The 15638-nt window shown below is 72.5% G+C and carries 14 protein-coding genes; 5 read left to right on the top strand and 9 right to left on the bottom strand.

The genetic code is table 11. The features are described 5' to 3' along the window. Positions 1-15: 15 nt before the first annotated feature. Together ACIQUT_RS20535 and ACIQUT_RS20530 are read right to left on the bottom strand one after the other, a co-directional pair. On the bottom strand, positions 16-1296 hold the full coding sequence (locus ACIQUT_RS20535) for a cytochrome P450 (protein WP_403564361.1): 1281 nt from the start codon (positions 1294-1296) through the stop codon (positions 16-18). 55 nt (positions 1297-1351) lie between these two features. Beyond that, the gene (locus tag ACIQUT_RS20530) at positions 1352-2506 is read right to left on the bottom strand and encodes a low temperature requirement protein A (protein WP_403564360.1); all 1155 of its coding nucleotides are present in this window, start codon (positions 2504-2506) and stop codon (positions 1352-1354) included. 102 nt (positions 2507-2608) lie between these two features. Between ACIQUT_RS20530 and ACIQUT_RS20525 the strand changes: the two genes are divergently transcribed. Then, positions 2609-2866: a hypothetical protein gene (locus ACIQUT_RS20525; protein WP_403564358.1), complete on the top strand. Its 258-nt coding sequence runs from the start codon at positions 2609-2611 to the stop codon at positions 2864-2866. An 88-nt stretch (positions 2867-2954) separates the two neighbouring features. On the opposite strand, the gene mscL is transcribed toward ACIQUT_RS20525, so the two are convergent. From mscL to ACIQUT_RS20495, 6 genes are all read right to left on the bottom strand, one after another. Beyond that, positions 2955-3482, bottom strand: a complete 528-nt coding sequence (gene mscL / locus ACIQUT_RS20520) for a large conductance mechanosensitive channel protein MscL (RefSeq protein ID WP_403564356.1) — start codon at positions 3480-3482, stop codon at positions 2955-2957. Between the two features lie 129 nt (positions 3483-3611). Continuing rightward, entirely contained in the window at positions 3612-4187 is a 576-nt protein-coding gene (locus tag ACIQUT_RS20515) for a hypothetical protein (protein WP_403564354.1), read from the bottom strand. A gap of 195 nt (positions 4188-4382) precedes the next feature. After that, on the bottom strand, positions 4383-5216 hold the full coding sequence (locus ACIQUT_RS20510; protein WP_403564352.1) for an S-methyl-5'-thioadenosine phosphorylase: 834 nt from the start codon (positions 5214-5216) through the stop codon (positions 4383-4385). A gap of 95 nt (positions 5217-5311) precedes the next feature. Then, positions 5312-5608: an FmdB family zinc ribbon protein gene (locus tag ACIQUT_RS20505; RefSeq protein ID WP_403564350.1), complete on the bottom strand. Its 297-nt coding sequence runs from the start codon at positions 5606-5608 to the stop codon at positions 5312-5314. Between the two features lie 67 nt (positions 5609-5675). Beyond that, the gene (locus tag ACIQUT_RS20500; protein WP_403564348.1) at positions 5676-6977 is read right to left on the bottom strand and encodes an MFS transporter; all 1302 of its coding nucleotides are present in this window, start codon (positions 6975-6977) and stop codon (positions 5676-5678) included. Positions 6978-7325: 348 nt separating this feature from the next. Next, positions 7326-8834: a potassium/proton antiporter gene (locus tag ACIQUT_RS20495; protein ID WP_403564456.1), complete on the bottom strand. Its 1509-nt coding sequence runs from the start codon at positions 8832-8834 to the stop codon at positions 7326-7328. A gap of 242 nt (positions 8835-9076) precedes the next feature. Between ACIQUT_RS20495 and ACIQUT_RS20490 the strand changes: the two genes are divergently transcribed. Further along, entirely contained in the window at positions 9077-11953 is a 2877-nt protein-coding gene (locus tag ACIQUT_RS20490) for a penicillin acylase family protein (protein ID WP_403564347.1), read from the top strand. On the opposite strand, the gene ACIQUT_RS20485 is transcribed toward ACIQUT_RS20490, so the two are convergent. Next, positions 11937-12575: a 5-formyltetrahydrofolate cyclo-ligase gene (locus ACIQUT_RS20485; RefSeq protein WP_403564346.1), complete on the bottom strand. Its 639-nt coding sequence runs from the start codon at positions 12573-12575 to the stop codon at positions 11937-11939. The genes ACIQUT_RS20490 and ACIQUT_RS20485 overlap by 17 nt on opposite strands. Positions 12576-12670: 95 nt before the next feature. Here ACIQUT_RS20485 and galU point away from each other — a divergent pair, with 95 nt between their 5' ends. The 3 genes from galU (at position 12671) to moaC (ending at position 15605) form a co-directional block, all read left to right on the top strand. After that, positions 12671-13573, top strand: coding sequence for a UTP--glucose-1-phosphate uridylyltransferase GalU (galU, locus tag ACIQUT_RS20480; protein WP_403564344.1), 903 nt, complete (start codon positions 12671-12673; stop codon positions 13571-13573). A 91-nt stretch (positions 13574-13664) separates the two neighbouring features. Further along, entirely contained in the window at positions 13665-14960 is a 1296-nt protein-coding gene (gene glp / locus ACIQUT_RS20475; protein WP_403564454.1) for a gephyrin-like molybdotransferase Glp, read from the top strand. A gap of 165 nt (positions 14961-15125) precedes the next feature. Beyond that, positions 15126-15605 (top strand): cyclic pyranopterin monophosphate synthase MoaC, encoded by a 480-nt coding sequence (gene moaC, locus ACIQUT_RS20470; protein ID WP_385682384.1) that lies wholly within the window; start codon positions 15126-15128, stop codon positions 15603-15605. The last annotated feature ends 33 nt before the right edge of the window (positions 15606-15638 follow it).

Here is a 15638-nt window from a genome sequence, read left to right as displayed (position 1 = left end):
ACGCCCGCCGGAGCGCTACCGCGGCTGCTCGAAGGCGAACCTGAGCGAGCGGACGCGGTTGTCGAAGTTCGACCCCGCCAGATCCGGCAGCCCCACCGCCCGCAGCCCGACCGGCCGGATCAGCAACTCGCGGAACAGGGCCTTCATCTCCACCCGGGCCAGGTGCGCGCCCAGGCAGAAGTGCGGGCCGCCGCCGCCGAAGCCCAGGTGCGGGTTGGGGGAGCGGGTGATGTCGAAGGCGTCCGGGTCGGGGAAGACCGCCTCGTCGCGGTTGGCGGAGGCGTAGTACAGCACGACCTTGTCGCCCGGCCTGAACACGTGCCCGCGCAGGGCGTGCTCGGCCGCCACCGTCCGGCGGAACTGGATGATCGGCGTCGAGTGCCGGATCATCTCGTCCACCGCCCCGTCCGCATGCTTCTCGAAGTCCTCCAGCAGCAGGTCCCGTTGGTCCGGGTGGTCGGTCAGCAGGGACAGGCCGTGGGTGATCGCGTTCCGCGTGGTCTCCACGCCCGCGACCATCAGCAGCGAGAAGAACGCCCCCAGCTGGCGCGCCCCCAGCGCCTGCCCGTCCACGTTCGCGCAGACCAGCGCCGAGATCAGGTCGTCGGAGGGGTTCCTGCGGCGCTCCCGGCCGATGCCCGCGACCATCCGCTGCATCCGGGCCAGCGCCCGCAGGCCGCGCCCGGGCATCCGCAGCCGTGCGGCCAGGCCCCGTTCGACACCGATGTTCTCCGAGGCGTGGTTGACGCGGTCGGCGATCTCCGGCCGGTGGCGCTCCGGGATGCCCATCATGTTGCAGATGACCTCCAGGGGCAGCCGGGAGGCCACCGCCGAGACGAACTCGTCGGGCCGCTCCGCCAGGACGTCGTCCACGATCCGCGCGGCCACCGCGTGGATGTCCGCCTCGGCCGCCGCCAGCAGCCGCGGCGTGAACGCCCGCTGCACGATCTTGCGCAGCTGCGCGTGGTCGGCGCCGTCCAGGTTGACCATCGAGTCCCCGAACAGGGCCCGCACCCACCGCGCCGGCTCGGGCGTGGTCACCCCGGGCGCGCTCGCGAACACCTTCGGCAGCCGGCTCGCCTCCTGCACGTCCGCGTGCCGGACCAGGGCCCAGTGGCCCCGCCCCCTGCCCTCGGGCACGAAGACCGGGGAGTCCAGCGCCCGCAGGCGCGCGAACTCCGCGAGCCGCGCCGCCGGGGGCTGCTGCCAGAACGCCGGGTCGGCGAGCTCCCCGTACTCCGCATGCTCCGCCCCCGCCGGGCCGGCCTGCCCGTACCGCTGTACCGGGACCTTCATCGTTTCTTCTTCCTTTTGCCGGCGCGTTGGCCGCGGCCACTGCCGCCCGCGCTCCTCACGCACCAGAACGCTCCCGATCCGCCAAGGTCACGCCCGCCGCGACCGTGGCCGCGGCCACCAGCCCGGCCCACAGCACCGCGTACGGACCCGTCCAGGCGCAGGCGAGGATCGCCGCCGCCGACACCGGCAGCAGCAGCTGCTGGGCCGCGCCGTGCTTGAAGTGGCGCGAGTGCAGCAGCCAGACGAAGGCGAGGTACACCGCCATCGGGACGGCCACCGCGAGATTGGCCGCCGTCTGGGAGATGCGGGCCTTGCCGACGGAGTACTCGATCGCCACCTCGATGCCCGCGCCGATCGCGGCCGCCGAAGCGAAGATCACGTAGTGCCCGTAGCCCCAGGGAATGGCCTGGCGGTTGTTGCGCAGCAGGTCGTGGGCCGGGGCGGCGAAGTAGATCCACCACGCCGAGAACACCAGCAGCAGGCCGCCGCCCGCGATCGGCAGCAGCACGTCCAGCGCCTCGTGCTCGGCGATCGCCGACTGCACGGCGACGGTGCTGGCGGCGATGGTCTCGCCGAGCACGATGATGGTGAACAGCCCGTACCGCTCCGCGATGTGGTGCGGATGCCACGGCGTCTGGTGGCCGCGCTCCGCGATGACCGGCACGAGCAGCTCCGCCGCGACGAGGACGAGGAACAGCCACCTCTTGCTCGCCTCCGGCGCCCAGAGCATCGCCACCCAGCCCGCCTGGCAGATCACCAGCCCGATCGCGTACGTGAGCGCGCAGCGGCGGGCCTCGCCGCTCTCCCCGGCCGCGGCGCGCAGCCACTGCACGGTCAGCGCGAGGCGCATCACCACGTAGCCGATGACGGCGACGGTCCAGTCGTTGTTGTTGAAGGCCTGCGGGATCCCCGCCGAGTAGACCAGCACGCCGGAGATCTGCACGAGCGTCGCGATCCGGTACGGCACGTCGTCGACGTCGTAGGCGGAGGCGAACCACGTGAAGTTCATCCATGCCCACCACACGCCGAAGAACACGTAGAGGTAGCCGCTCACCCCGGCGCCGACGTGGTCCTCGGCGAGCGCGTGGACCAGCTGGCGGCCGGCCTGCGCCACCGCCACGACGAAGCACAGGTCGAAGAAGAGCTCCAGCGCGGTCGCGGACCGGTGCCCCTCGTCCCGGTCGCGGGCCGTCATCGGTACGTACGTCATACCGCCCAGCACAGCAGCCCGGGGCCGCCCGGCAGGCCCCGGCGGCGTCCGGAGGGGGCCGCCTTCACCTGTACGGCCCCGCCGCGGCCGTACCCTGGGGGCATGAGCACCGTCCCCGCTTCCGACCCGCAGTCCGCGAACGCCGAGCCCTCGTCCGCGGCCGGCGCCGAGTCCCCGGCGGACTCCCGGACCGGGTCCGCGGCCCCGCGGAAGCCCCGGCCGCGGCTCGTCTTCGACGACCCGCTGGACCAGCAGTCCCGGGACGACACCGACCACGGGTGGGGCGAGCGGGCTCCCGTGACCGGGAGCTCCGCCGACCTGGCCCGCTTCCTCGACGAGAAGCCGCCGCACCACCTCTGACCGGAAGTCCGGTCGTGACACCGCGGGCCGGTGGCGGCTGGTCGCGCAGTTCCCCGCGCCCCTTACGGGGGCGCGGTACTGCACCCGCTCAGTACTGCTGCTGGGAGCCCGGGGCGGCGGGGCCGCCGTAGCCGTTGCCGTGGCCGCTGCCGTTGCCGCCCGCCCGGCCGCGCTGGGCGACCAGCTCGTCCCGGATCTCCTTGAGCACCACCAGCTCGGTGACCTCGATGGACTCCTTGACGCCCTCCCGGGCCTTGCGGCGGTCCTCCACCTTGGCGAGGTACTTCGCCATGGGCAGCACCATCAGGAAGTACACGACCGCGGCCGTGATCAGGAAGGTCAGCGCCGCGTTCAGCACCGAGCCCCACAGGATGTTGACACCGATGGGCTCCCCCTTCGCGTCGACGCCGCAGGGGCCCTTCAGGCAGGAGCTGTAGCCGTCCAGGCTCTTGGTGCCGATGGCGCCGACGATCGGGCTGATGATGCCCTTCACGACCGAGTTCACGATGTTCGTGAAGGCGGCGCCGATGACCACCGCGACCGCCAGGTCGACCACGTTGCCGCGCATCAGGAAGGCTTTGAAGCCTGCCAGGACGCTCTGCTTCTTCTCGCTCACCGCTGAGCCTCTCTTCGAGTCCGTCATGAATGGAGCCAACGGTTCCGAAAACTACGGCAGTCGGGGCCCGGCGTGTCCAGTCCGGGTCCGGCCCGTGGCGACCCGCCGGTACGGGTGTCCGATTCCGGATCAGCACAGCGTCACCGCCAGCCGCGCCACCGCACCCGCCCCGACCAGGGCCCGCGCGGTGTCCCGGGGCACGGACAGCACCACCAGCGCCCCGCCGTCCCCGGCGCCCGCAGCGGCCTCCTCCGGGCCCGGTACGGCGTCGACCCGGGCCCCCTCAGCCACCACCCGCGGCGGCCCGGCCCGCTCCGCCGCGACCACGTCCACCCGGTCCCCGGGCCGCAGCAGCCGTACGGTCGCCGCGTCCGCGATCCGCACCGGCGCGGACACCATCCGCGCGGGCGGCGGCGGTGGCTCCTGCACGGGCGGCCCGGCCCCCCGGGACGCCTGGGCCTGAGGGCCGCCCGCCACCGCGAGCGCGGCCGCCGCGACGGCCAGCGCGGCCGAGGCCGCCCGCCGCCTGCGCCGCAGCGCCCGCCGCAGCCGGCCCCCGCACCGCCCGACCCGCAGCGGCGGAAACGCCGGCACCGTACGCGCAGGCGGGCACGGAGAGGGCGAAGGAGAGGGAGAAGGAGAGGGAGAAGGCACAGGAGCGAGGGAGAAAGAGGAAGGGGAAGGGGGCTGAGAGGTCCTCGACATGACGGCACCGCCGGGCTGAGTGGGTTCCGGTGTCCGGACGGCCGTCCGGACACCCCCACGATCCGCTGCTCCGCCCGCCCCCGCTCGCGCCTGTGGACGATCCCCAGCCTGTGGACAACCGCGTCACCCGCACGGGAACGGCCCCCTCGCACGCAGCAAGGGGGCCGCTTCGCCGCCAGGGCGGTCCGGACCGTCCTAAGGCAGTTCGATGCCCAGGTCCCAGCCGTCGTGCGCGTGCGTGCACAGGCAGTCGCGGGAGTCCGTGGCCGGCAGGGCCGCCACCGCGTCGAAGAGCACCTCGCGCAGTCGGCCGACGTTCTCGCCGAACACCTTCAGGACCTCGGTGTGGGAGACGCCCTCGCCGGTCTCCGCGCCCGCGTCCAGGTCGGTGACCAGCGCCATCGAGGTGTAGCAGAGCCCCAGCTCCCGGGCGAGGACGGCCTCCGGGTGGCCCGTCATGCCGACGACCGACCAGCCCATCGCCGCGTGCCACTGCGATTCGGCGCGGGTCGAGAAGCGCGGGCCCTCGACGACGACCATGGTGCCGCCGTCGACCGGCTCCCAGTCCCGGCCGCGGGCCGCGGCCAGCGCCACCGAGCGCCCCACCGGGCAGTACGGGTCGGCGAAGGTGGTGTGCACGACGTTCGGAACGGTCCCGTCGGGCAGCGGCTCCCCGTCGAAGAAGGTCTGGGCGCGGGACTTCGTACGGTCGACCAGCTGGTCGGGGACGAGCAGCGTTCCCGGGCCGTATTCGGCGCGCAGCCCGCCGACCGCGCACGGCCCGAGCACCTGGCGCACGCCCGTCGAGCGCAGCGCCCACAGGTTGGCCCGGTAGTTGATCTTGTGGGGCGGGACCTTGTGGCTCCGGCCGTGGCGGGGCAGGAAGGCGACCTGGCGCCCGGCCAGCTCGCCGAGGAAGAGGGAGTCGCTGGGGGGCCCGTACGGGGTGTCCACCTGGATCTCGGAGACGTCCTCCAGGAAGGAGTAGAAGCCCGAGCCGCCGATGACACCGATCTCTGCGTTAGCCATGCCGTCACCCTAACCGGGGCATGCGCGAGGCCCCGCTGCCCGGAGGGGGCGGCGGGGCCTCGCGACGATGCTGCTGGGCTGCGGCTGCGGCTCGGTCAGGCGGCCGAGGTGGAGCCCGTCGACGGGCTGGACGACGCTGCCGGGGCGGCGGAGGCCGTCGAGGTGCTGCTCGACGACGAGGCCGGCTTCGAGGCGGGGGTGCTGCTCGACGAGGCGCCGCGGCTGTCGTTCCGGTAGAAGCCGGAACCCTTGAAGACGATGCCGACCGCGGAGAACACCTTCTTCAGGCGTCCGTGGCAGCTCGGGCACTCGGTCAGCGCGTCATCGGTGAACTTCTGCACGGCCTCAAGGCCCTCACCGCACTCGGTGCACTGGTACTGGTAGGTCGGCACGAATTTCCTCCTGGCACTCTGACTCGACGAGTGCTAACGATGTTCCATGGTGACGTATTCCGGCGGATCAGTCCACCGTCACCGGCGTGCGGTGACCCATCCCACGCTCGTCGGCGGGCGCGGACGCGGACGCGTTGATGATCCGGCTCGGCGCCTTGGGCGCCAGCCTCGACCGCAGCGCCAGCAGCGTGGCCAGGGCCAGCACCGTGCCCGCCATCGGCACCAGGAAGCCGTACGAGGACCCGTGCGCGTCGGTCAGGCGGCCGGCCAGGACGACGGCCACGGCCTGGCCGAAGGCGACCGCGCCGGTCAGCCAGGTGAAGGCCTCGGTCCGGGTGTGGGCCGGGACCAGCGACTCGACCATGGTGTAGCCGGTGATCAGGGCCGGGGCGATGCACAGGCCGACGAGCAGGCCGAGGGCGCCGAGCAGGACCGCCGAGTGGGCGGTCCACAGGACGGACGCGGTGACGGTCAGGCCGGCGTAGCCGAGCAGCAGCCGGCGGCGCGGGCCGATCTTCCAGGCGATGGCGCCGCAGGCGATGCCCGCGATCATGTTGCCGGCCGCGAACACGCCGTACAGCAGGCCGTTCGCGCCCGGGTTGCCGATCTCGTTCGAGAAGGCGGCCAGCGAGACCTGCATGCCGCCGAAGACGGCGCCGATCCCGAGGAAGGCCGCGATCAGGACGCGCAGGCCGGCGTGGGAGAGGGCGGAGGCGTGCTTCTCGCCGGCCGCGGCGGGGGCGTGGGTCGCGGGCTGGGTGGCGCGCCGGGCGGCGAAGACCAGGCCGCCGACGAGGGTCAGTGCGGCCTCGGTGGCCAGGCCGGCGGCGGGGTGGACGCCGGTGCACAGGGCGGTGGCGAGCACGGGGCCGACGACGAAGGTGAACTCGTCGGTGACGGACTCGAAGGCGGCCGCGGTCGGCAGCAGCGGCGAGCCCTCCAGCCGGGCGGTCCAGCGGGCCCGGACCATGGGGCCGACCTGCGGGACCGAGGCGCCGGTCGGGACGGCGGAGAGGGCGAGCGCCCACAGCGGGGCGTCGAGCAGGGCGAGCGTCACCAGGGCGGCGACGGCTGCGGCGTGCGCGAGGACGACCGGGACGAGGACGGCGCTCTGGCCGCGGCGGTCGGTGAACTTGCCCATGACCGGCGCGGACAGCGCCATCGAGATGCCGGTGACGGCGGAGACGATGCCGGCGGAGCCGTAGGAGCCGGTGGTGTGCTGGACCAGCAGCAGGATGCTGATGGTCAGCATGCCGAAGGGGAGGCGGGCGGCGAATCCCGGGAGGACGAAGCCCAGGGCGCCGGGGGTGCGCAGCAGCGCGCCGTATCCGGGCCGGGCGGACGTGTCGGTCGTGACCGCGGATGTCACGGCCTGGCCTTTCCGCTGCCTGGTAGAGATCCCGGCTTGCGGAGGTGTTTCGCTGGTGAGCGGCCGCACCCGTACGCGGGAACCCCGAGAGCTGTCCTCTTGCGCAGAACCGAGTGATACCTGGGCGCCCACTGCGGTTGGGGTGCCACGGCCGCTTTGCGGTCGCGCCAGCTCTGCATCAGGCAGAGTTGGTTCGATGTGGTGTGCGTTTATCGTACAGGGAGGTGTGGTATCACGCCCTGTGATTCCGCCGACAACCTGTGCCTTCGCCTGCGATTAACGGGAAGTTCGCCCTCCAGATGCCCCTGAACCGGGGTGAAGGCCCGCAGTTTCCATGGAAAACGCCGGTCAGCGCCCCGCCTTCCCATTGCCCGTTCCCAGCCATCCGGCCAGCTTTCCGCCTCGGGCCACCGCCCGCAGCCGCGCCTCCGCCGCGTCCCGCACCGGATCGGTGGCCACCACCAGCAGCTCGTCCCCGTGCCGCAGCACGGTCGACGGCAGCGGCACGAAGCTCTTGCCCTCCCGGACCACCAGCGTCACCGATGCCCCGGGCGGCAGCCGCAGCTCGCTCACCTCGACGCCGTGCATCCGCGAGGCCGCCGGGATGGCGAAGGACAGCAGGTGCCCGCGCAGCTTCTCCAGCGGGGCCGACTCGATCCCCAGGTCGGAGGCCGTCTCGTCGCCGGTGCCGAGGCTGAGCTTGCGGGCCAGCCAGGGCAGCGTCGGCCCCTGCACCAGCGTGTACACGACGACCAGCACGAAGACGATGTTGAAGATGTGGTCGCTGCCCTCGATCCCGGTCACCATCGGGATGGTCGCCAGGATGATGGGGACGGCGCCGCGCAGGCCCGCCCACGCCATCAGGGTCTTCTCCTGCCAGGGCAGCCGGAACGGCATCAGGCTGAGGAACACCGACAGCGGCCGCGCCACCATGGTCAGCACCAGGCCGATGACCACCGCGGGCCAGAAGTCGCCGGGCAGGTCGTGCGGGGTGACCAGCAGGCCGAGCAGGACGAACATGCCGATCTGGGCGATCCAGCCGAGCCCGTCCGCGAACCCGCGGGTCGCCGGCCAGTGCGGCAGCTTCGCGTTCCCGAGCACCATGGACGCGAGGTACACCGCGAGGAAGCCGGAGCCGTGCGCCAGCGCGCCGGCCGCGTACGCGGTCACGGCGATGGCCATCACGGCGATCGGGTAGAGGCCGGAGGCGGGCAGGGCCACGTGCCTGAGGCCGTACGCCCCCACGAAGCCCACGGCCAGGCCGATCGCGGCGCCGATCGCGAGCTCCAGCGCGATCTTGCCGATCAGCACGTACCAGGGCTCGATCGGGCCGACGGCCGAGAACGCGACGACGAGGATGACGACGGGGGCGTCGTTGAAGCCGGACTCGGCTTCCAGCACGCCCGAGATCCGGGAGGGCAGCGGCACCCTGCGCAGGACGGAGAAGACGGCCGCGGCGTCGGTCGACGAGACGACCGCGCCGATCAGCAGGGACTGCCGCCAGTCCAGCCCGACCAGGTAGTGCGCGCCCGCCGCCGTCACGCCCACGCTGATCGCCACGCCGACGAGCGACAGGGCGGCCGCGGCCGGCAGTGCCGGCCTGATCTGCTTCCACTTGGTGCCCAGGCCGCCCTCGGCGAGGATCACGACCAGGGCCGCGTACCCGATGACCTGCGTCAGCGCGGCATTGCTGAAGACGACCTGGCCTATGCCGTCCCGGCCGATCGCGATGCCTATGCCGAGGTAGATGAGCAGGCTGGGCAGTCCGCTGCGCGACGAGACGCGCACCGCCGCGACGGCGACGAGCAGGACGAGCGAGCAGACCAGCAGAAGTTCGTTGAGCGTGTGGACGGTCAGCGGGCGGCCCTCCTCTACACGCCTGGCGGATCCTTCCCCCTGGCGACCGGGTCGAGCGGAACGGCAAGTGGTTCGTTACCTTACCTAATATTTGACGCTTCCTTTACGTGATAGTCACATTGTGAAACGCCGGTTCGCCCTTGTCCTGAGGACCTCGACCCCTGGCGGATCAACGGGAGCGGTCCTGCGCCTATGGTTGCTTCCAGTACTGCCAGGACCACCCTGCCGCTCTAAGGACAGCGATGCCCGCCAAAGAAACCGCCCCTTCCGTCAAGAAGAAGGGACGACGCGCCCGACTGCTCGTGCTCGTTCTGGTCCTGGCGCTCGTGTCGGGCTTCGGCTACGGGACGTACTGGGGCCTGGACACCGTCCGGGCCTCGTTCCCGCAGACCACCGGCTCCCTGAAGGTTCCCGGCCTGAAGGGGACCGTCGAGGTGAAGCGCGACGCCAACGGCATTCCCCAGCTGTATGCCGACAGCGACGACGACCTCTTCCGCGCCCAGGGCTTCGTCCACGCCCAGGACCGCTTCTGGGAGATGGACGTGCGCCGCCACATGACCTCCGGGCGGCTCTCGGAGATGTTCGGCGCCGGCCAGGTCGAGACCGACGCGTTCCTGCGCACCCTCGGGTGGCGCCAGGTCGCGCAGGCCGAGTTCGACTCGAAGCTCTCGCCCGAGACCAAGAAGTACCTCCAGGCCTACGCCGACGGGGTCAACGCGTACATGAAGGGGAAGTCCGGCAAGGACCTCTCCGTCGAGCACGCCGCCCTCAAGCTCAGCGACAACTACCGGCCCGAGGCATGGACGCCGGTGGACTCGGTGGCCTGGCTCAAGGCGATGGCCTGGGACCTGCGCGGCAACATGCAGGAAGAGATCGACCGCGCGCTGATGACGAACAAGCTCACGCCGCAGCAGATCGACGAGCTCTACCCGCCCTACCCCTTCGACCGGAACAAGCCGATCGTCGAGGGCGGCAAGATCGAGGGCGGCAAGTTCGCGCCGCAGGGCACCGCCGCCGGCGGCAAGGGCACGGGCTCCGGCCCGGCGTCCGGCTCCGGCGCCACCGGCTCCGGCGCCACAGGCCCGGGCGCGGGCCCGGGCTCCGGCGCCGCAGGCGCCGCCACCGCCAACCAGGCCGCCACCGCCCCGCAGTCCGGCCTCACCGGCAACGCCACCGCCCAGGGCGCGTCCATGGGCCTGCGCACCTCGCTGAGCTCCCTGGCCAAGACCCTGGACCAGGTCCCGGCCATCCTCGGCCCCAACGGCAGCGGCATCGGCTCGAACTCCTGGGTCGTCTCGGGCCAGTACACGACCACCGGCAAGCCGCTGCTCGCGAACGACCCGCACCTGTCCCCGCAGCTGCCCTCCGTCTGGTACCAGATGGGCCTGCACTGCCGCGCCGTCTCGCCCCAGTGCCAGTACGACGTCGCCGGCTACACCTTCTCCGGCATGCCCGGCGTGGTCATCGGCCACAACACGGACATCGCCTGGGGCATGACCAACCTCGGCGCCGACGTCACCGACCTCTACCTGGAGCAGGTGCGGCCCGAGGGCTACGTCTACGACAACAAGGTGGTCCCCTTCACGACCCGCGTGGAGGAGATCAAGGTCGCCGGCGGAGCCTCCAAGAAGATCACCATCCGGTCGACCAACAACGGCCCGCTGGTCTCCGACCGCAGCGACGAGCTCGGCACGGTCGGCGGCCGCGCCCCCGTGCCCAGCTCGGCCCCCGACCGCGGCGAGGGCTACGCCGTGGCCCTGCGCTGGACCGCCCTGGACCCGGGCAAGTCGATGGACGCCGTCTTCAAGCTCAACCGGGCCAAGGACTTCGCCGCCTTCCGCCTCGCCGCCCGCGACTTCGAGGTCCCCTCGCAGAACCTGATCTACGCGGACGTCAAGGGCAACATCGGCTACCAGGCCCCGGGCCGCATCCCGCTCCGCGGCGCCGGCGACGGCCGCCTGCCCGCCCCGGGCTGGGACCCGAAGTACGCCTGGAAGGGCGGCAAGGACGGCAACGGCTACATCCCGCAGGACGAGATGCCGTACGACTTCAACCCGGCGCGCGGCTACATCGTGACCGCGAACCAGGCCGTCGTGGAGAACGGCACCGGCGCCGGCAAGTACCCGCACCTGCTGACCGGCGACTGGGGCTACGGCGCCCGCAGCCAGCGGATCAACGACCTCATCGAGGCGAAGATCAAGGACAGCGGCAAGATCTCCAGCGACGACATGCGCGTCATGCAGATGGACAACAGCAGCGAGATCGCCGCGCTGCTCACCCCGATCCTGGCCAAGATCGAGATGAGCGACCCGGACGTCCGCGCCGCGCAGAAGCTGCTCGACGGCTGGAACTACACCCAGGAGCCGGACTCGGCGGCGGCCGCCTACTTCAACGCGGTCTGGAGCAACATCCTCCGCCTGGCCTTCGGCGACAAGCTGCCCAAGGAGCTGCGCATCCAGGGCAGCTGCAGGAACGTCCGCGAGGAGACGAGCGGCCCGGCCGACGACCTGGCCAAGACCGTCCGGGAATGCGGCGCCCGCGATGCCGACTCGGCGCAGCCCGACGGCGGCGACCGCTGGTTCGAGGTGGTCCGCCGCCTGATCAAGGACGAGAAGTCGGCCTGGTGGCAGTCGCCCGCCCTCCGCAACAAGCCGGCGACCACCACCCGCGACGAGCTCTTCGCGCGCGCCATGGTCGACGCCCGCTGGGAGCTGACCGCCAAGCTCGGCAAGGACCAGTCCACCTGGAGCTGGGGCCGCATGCACCAGCTGACGCTGGAGAACCAGACCATCGGCAAGGAGGGCCCGGACTTCCTGAAGTTCATGCTCAACCGCGGCCCGTGGAACGTGGGCGGCGGCGAGGCCACCGTGAACGCGACCGGCTGGAACGCGGCCGGCGGCTACGGCGTCACCTGGGTCCCGTCCATGCGGATGATCGTGAACCTCGGCGAGCTGGACAAGTCCCGCTGGATCAACCTCACCGGCGCCTCCGGGCACGCGTACCACGACAACTACACGGACCAGACCACGCTGTGGGCCAAGGGCGACCTGCTCGACTGGCCCTTCGGCAAGGAGGCCGTGGACAAGGCGACGGAGTACCGGCTCACGCTGAGTCCGTGAAACGGACCACCCCCGAGGGGGTGGCCACCGCCTGAACGGGGTGGTCGTGCGGTTCCTCCGGGACCCGCGCGACCACCTCTTCGTCGTAGAGGAGCACGACCAGCGCCGGATGCGCCCCGGCGCGCTCCAGGCGCGCGAGCGCCCGGTCGTACGAGCCCCCGCCGCGCCCGAGGCGCATCCCGCGCCCGTCGACCGCCAGCCCGGGCAGCAGGACCGCGTCCGCGCCGGTGACCGCCTCCGGCCCGAGGCGCGGGCCGGAGGGCTCCAGCAGCGGCATCTTCCCCGCGTGGGCGGTCTCGGCGAGGGAGTCCGGGCCCTCGTACACGGCCCAGTCGAGGTCGTTGTCGGCCAGCAGGACGGGCAGCAGCACCCGCTTCCCGGCGGCGCGCAGTGCGTCGAGCAGGTCGCGGGTGCCCGGTTCGCTGCCGACCGAGACGTACGCGGCCACGGTGCGGGCGCCGGCCAGCTCGGGCAGGGCGAGGGCGGAGCGGGAGAGCGCGCGGGCCGACGTACGCAGCGAGCCGGGGGACAGGGCGCGGCGGGCGGCGAGGAGTTCGCGGCGCAGCAGCGTCTTCCCGGACGGCTGCGGCGGGCGGGCGGGGTTCGGCGGGGTCGTTACCACTGGTGACTCGCTTTTCCTCTCAAAAAGGATCAAACGTTGATCTACTTACCGGTTTCCAAACGGAGGCCATGGCATCACCCACTATGGTTCTGCCCATGACTCAGTTGCACCCCGTGATCAAAAAGGCAGTCATCCCTGCCGCGGGCCTCGGCACCCGCTTCCTTCCGGCGACGAAGGCGACGCCCAAGGAAATGCTCCCGGTCGTGGACAAGCCGGCCATCCAGTACGTCGTCGAGGAGGCCGTCTCGGCCGGACTGGACGACGTGCTCATGATCACAGGGCGTAACAAGCGGGCCCTGGAAGACCACTTCGACCGCAACTACGAGCTGGAATCGGCGCTCAGCGCGAAGGGCGACGACGACCGCCTCAAGAAGGTCCAGGAATCCAGCGACCTGGCCACCATGCACTACGTCCGCCAGGGCGACCCCCGCGGCCTCGGCCACGCCGTCCTGTGCGCCGAGCCGCACGTCGGCGACGAGCCCTTCGCCGTCCTCCTCGGCGACGACCTCATCGACCCGCGCGACCCGCTGCTGCGCCAGATGGCGGACGTGCACGCGCGCACCGGCGGCAGCGTCATCGCCCTGATGGAGGTCGACCCGGCCAACGTCCACCTCTACGGCTGCGCCGCCGTCGAGGCCACGGACGACGCGGACGTCGTCCGCATCACCGGCCTCGTCGAGAAGCCGGACCCCGAGGACGCGCCGAGCAACTACGCCGTCATCGGACGCTATGTCCTCAACCCCGCGATCTTCGACATACTGCGGGAGACCGAGCCGGGCCGCGGCGGGGAGATCCAGCTCACCGACGGCCTGCAGAAGCTGGCCGCCGACGAGACCGTGGGCGGCCCGGTGCACGGCGTGGTCTTCCGGGGCCGCCGCTACGACACCGGAGACCGCGGCGACTACCTGCGGGCCATCGTCCGCCTCGCGTGCGAGCGTGAGGACCTGGGCCCGGAGTTCCGCACCTGGCTTCGCCGTTACGTCACGGAGGAGATGTAGCACCTTGAGCACCAGCCCTGAGGCATCGCAGGCGGCGGACGCGGCGGCGGAGGCACCCCGGGACACCGGCGGCCCCACCGGGCGGCAGCGCCTGTGGTCGGTGGACGAGCACCTCGCGGACGTCCTCGCCGCCGTCCGGCCGCTGGAGCCGATCGAACTCCAGCTGCTCGATGCCCAGGGCTGTGTCCTGGTCGAGGACGTCACCGTCCCCGTCGCCCTCCCGCCCTTCGACAACAGCTCGATGGACGGGTACGCGGTCCGCACGGCCGATGTCCAGAGCGCCGGCGAGGAGTTCCCCGCGGTCCTCACGGTCATCGGGGACGTGGCGGCGGGCAGCGGCGAACTGCCCACCGTCGGCCCCGGCCAGGCCGCCCGGATCATGACCGGGGCGCCCCTGCCCCCCGGCGCGGAGGCCGTCGTACCGGTCGAGTGGACCGACGGCGGCACGGGCGGCGGCGCGGCCGCCGCAATGGCCCCGGCCAGCGCCGCCCCCGAGGGCGCGGGCGGCGAGGTGCGGGTGCACCGGCCGGCGCAGGCGCGGGCGCACGTCCGCGCCCGCGGCAGCGACGTCCAGGCCGGCGACCTCGCGCTCGCCGCGGGCACCGTGCTCGGCCCGTCGCAGATCGCGCTGCTGGCCGCCATCGGGCGCGCCACCGTACGGGTCCGGCCGCGCCCGCGCGTGGTCGTGATCTCCACCGGCAGCGAGCTCGTCCAGCCCGGCGAGGCCCTGACCGCGGGCGCCATCTACGACTCGAACAGCTTCGCCATGGCCGCCGCAGCCCGGGACGCCGGAGCCATCGCCTACCGGGTCGGGGCCGTCGCCGACGACGCCGAGACCCTGAAGGCCGCCATCGAGGACCAGCTGGTCCGCGCCGACCTGCTGGTCACCACCGGCGGCGTCAGCGTCGGCGCGTACGACGTGGTCAAGGAGGCCCTCTCCTCGATCGGCACCGCCCCCGACGAGCCGGACGCCGGCCGGATGGACTTCCGCAAGCTCGCCATGCAGCCCGGCAAGCCGCAGGGCTTCGGCACCATCGGCCCCGACCACACCCCGCTGCTCGCCCTGCCCGGCAACCCGGTGTCCTCGTACGTCTCCTTCGAACTGTTCGTACGGCCCGCGATCCGGGCGCTCATGGGCCTGCCGGACGTCAGCCGGCCCAGCGTGCGCGCGGTCCTGAAGGCGGACGAGGCGCTCGGCTCCCCGGCCGGCCGCCGCCAGTTCCTGCGCGGCGCGTACGACGCGGACAGCGGCACGGTCAGCCCGGTCGGCGGATCCGGCTCGCACCTCATCGCCGCACTGGCCCACGCCGACGCGCTGATGGTCGTACCGGAGGACGTCACCTCCGTGGAGCCCGGCAGCGAGCTGGACGTGATCCCGCTCGGCTGACACCGCTCGGCTGACCGCCCGGCCGGCCCCGCTCGGCCGGGGCCGCCGACCGGCCGCGGGGCGCCCGGAGCCGTTCCCCCGCCGCGCCCCTGTTCCGGCAGGTGCGGGTAGCGTGTTGCACCACACAGGCCCCCTCGGGGCCCGGGATCGGGAGCGGCACGACCCATGAACACGCAGAGCAGGCTGACGCACATCGACGAGGCCGGAGCGGCCCGGATGGTCGACGTCTCGGAGAAGGACGTCACGACGCGGACGGCGCGCGCCAGCGGGCGCGTGCTCGTCTCCCCCCGGGTGATCGAACTGCTGCGCGGCGAGGGCGTACCCAAGGGCGACGCCCTCGCCACCGCGCGGATCGCCGGGATCATGGGCGCGAAGAAGACCCCCGACCTGATCCCGCTCTGCCACCCGCTCGCCGTCTCCGGAGTGAAGGTGGACCTGTCGGTCGCCGACGACGCCGTCGAGATCCTCGCCACCGTCAAGACCACCGACCGCACGGGCGTGGAGATGGAGGCGCTCACCGCCGTCGCGGTCGCCGGGCTCACCGTGATCGACATGGTCAAGGCCGTCGACAAGGGCGCCGTCATCACCGACGTCCGGGTGGAGGAGAAGACCGGCGGCAAGTCCGGCGACTGGACACGCGCGTGAACGCCCCGCGCGGCGGCGACGCCTTCGGCCACG

It is taken from the genome of Streptomyces sp. NPDC090445 (genome assembly GCF_044769385.1).
Lineage (GTDB): Bacteria > Actinomycetota > Actinomycetes > Streptomycetales > Streptomycetaceae > Streptomyces.
The sequence above is the reverse complement of the archived record's forward strand: the minus strand, read 5'-3'. Positions and strand labels throughout refer to the sequence as shown.

Coding starts and splice junctions, on each gene's coding strand:
- ACIQUT_RS20525 (WP_403564358.1), top strand. CDS start 2,609: ATGAGCACCGTCCCCGCTTCCGACCCGCAGTCCGCGAACGCCGAGCCC.
- galU (WP_403564344.1), top strand. CDS start 12,671: ATGACTCAGTTGCACCCCGTGATCAAAAAGGCAGTCATCCCTGCCGCG.
- ACIQUT_RS20510 (WP_403564352.1), bottom strand. CDS start 5,216: ATGGCTAACGCAGAGATCGGTGTCATCGGCGGCTCGGGCTTCTACTCC.
- moaC (WP_385682384.1), top strand. CDS start 15,126: ATGAACACGCAGAGCAGGCTGACGCACATCGACGAGGCCGGAGCGGCC.
- ACIQUT_RS20530 (WP_403564360.1), bottom strand. CDS start 2,506: ATGACGTACGTACCGATGACGGCCCGCGACCGGGACGAGGGGCACCGG.
- ACIQUT_RS20515 (WP_403564354.1), bottom strand. CDS start 4,187: ATGTCGAGGACCTCTCAGCCCCCTTCCCCTTCCTCTTTCTCCCTCGCT.
- ACIQUT_RS20490 (WP_403564347.1), top strand. CDS start 9,077: ATGCCCGCCAAAGAAACCGCCCCTTCCGTCAAGAAGAAGGGACGACGC.
- ACIQUT_RS20535 (WP_403564361.1), bottom strand. CDS start 1,296: ATGAAGGTCCCGGTACAGCGGTACGGGCAGGCCGGCCCGGCGGGGGCG.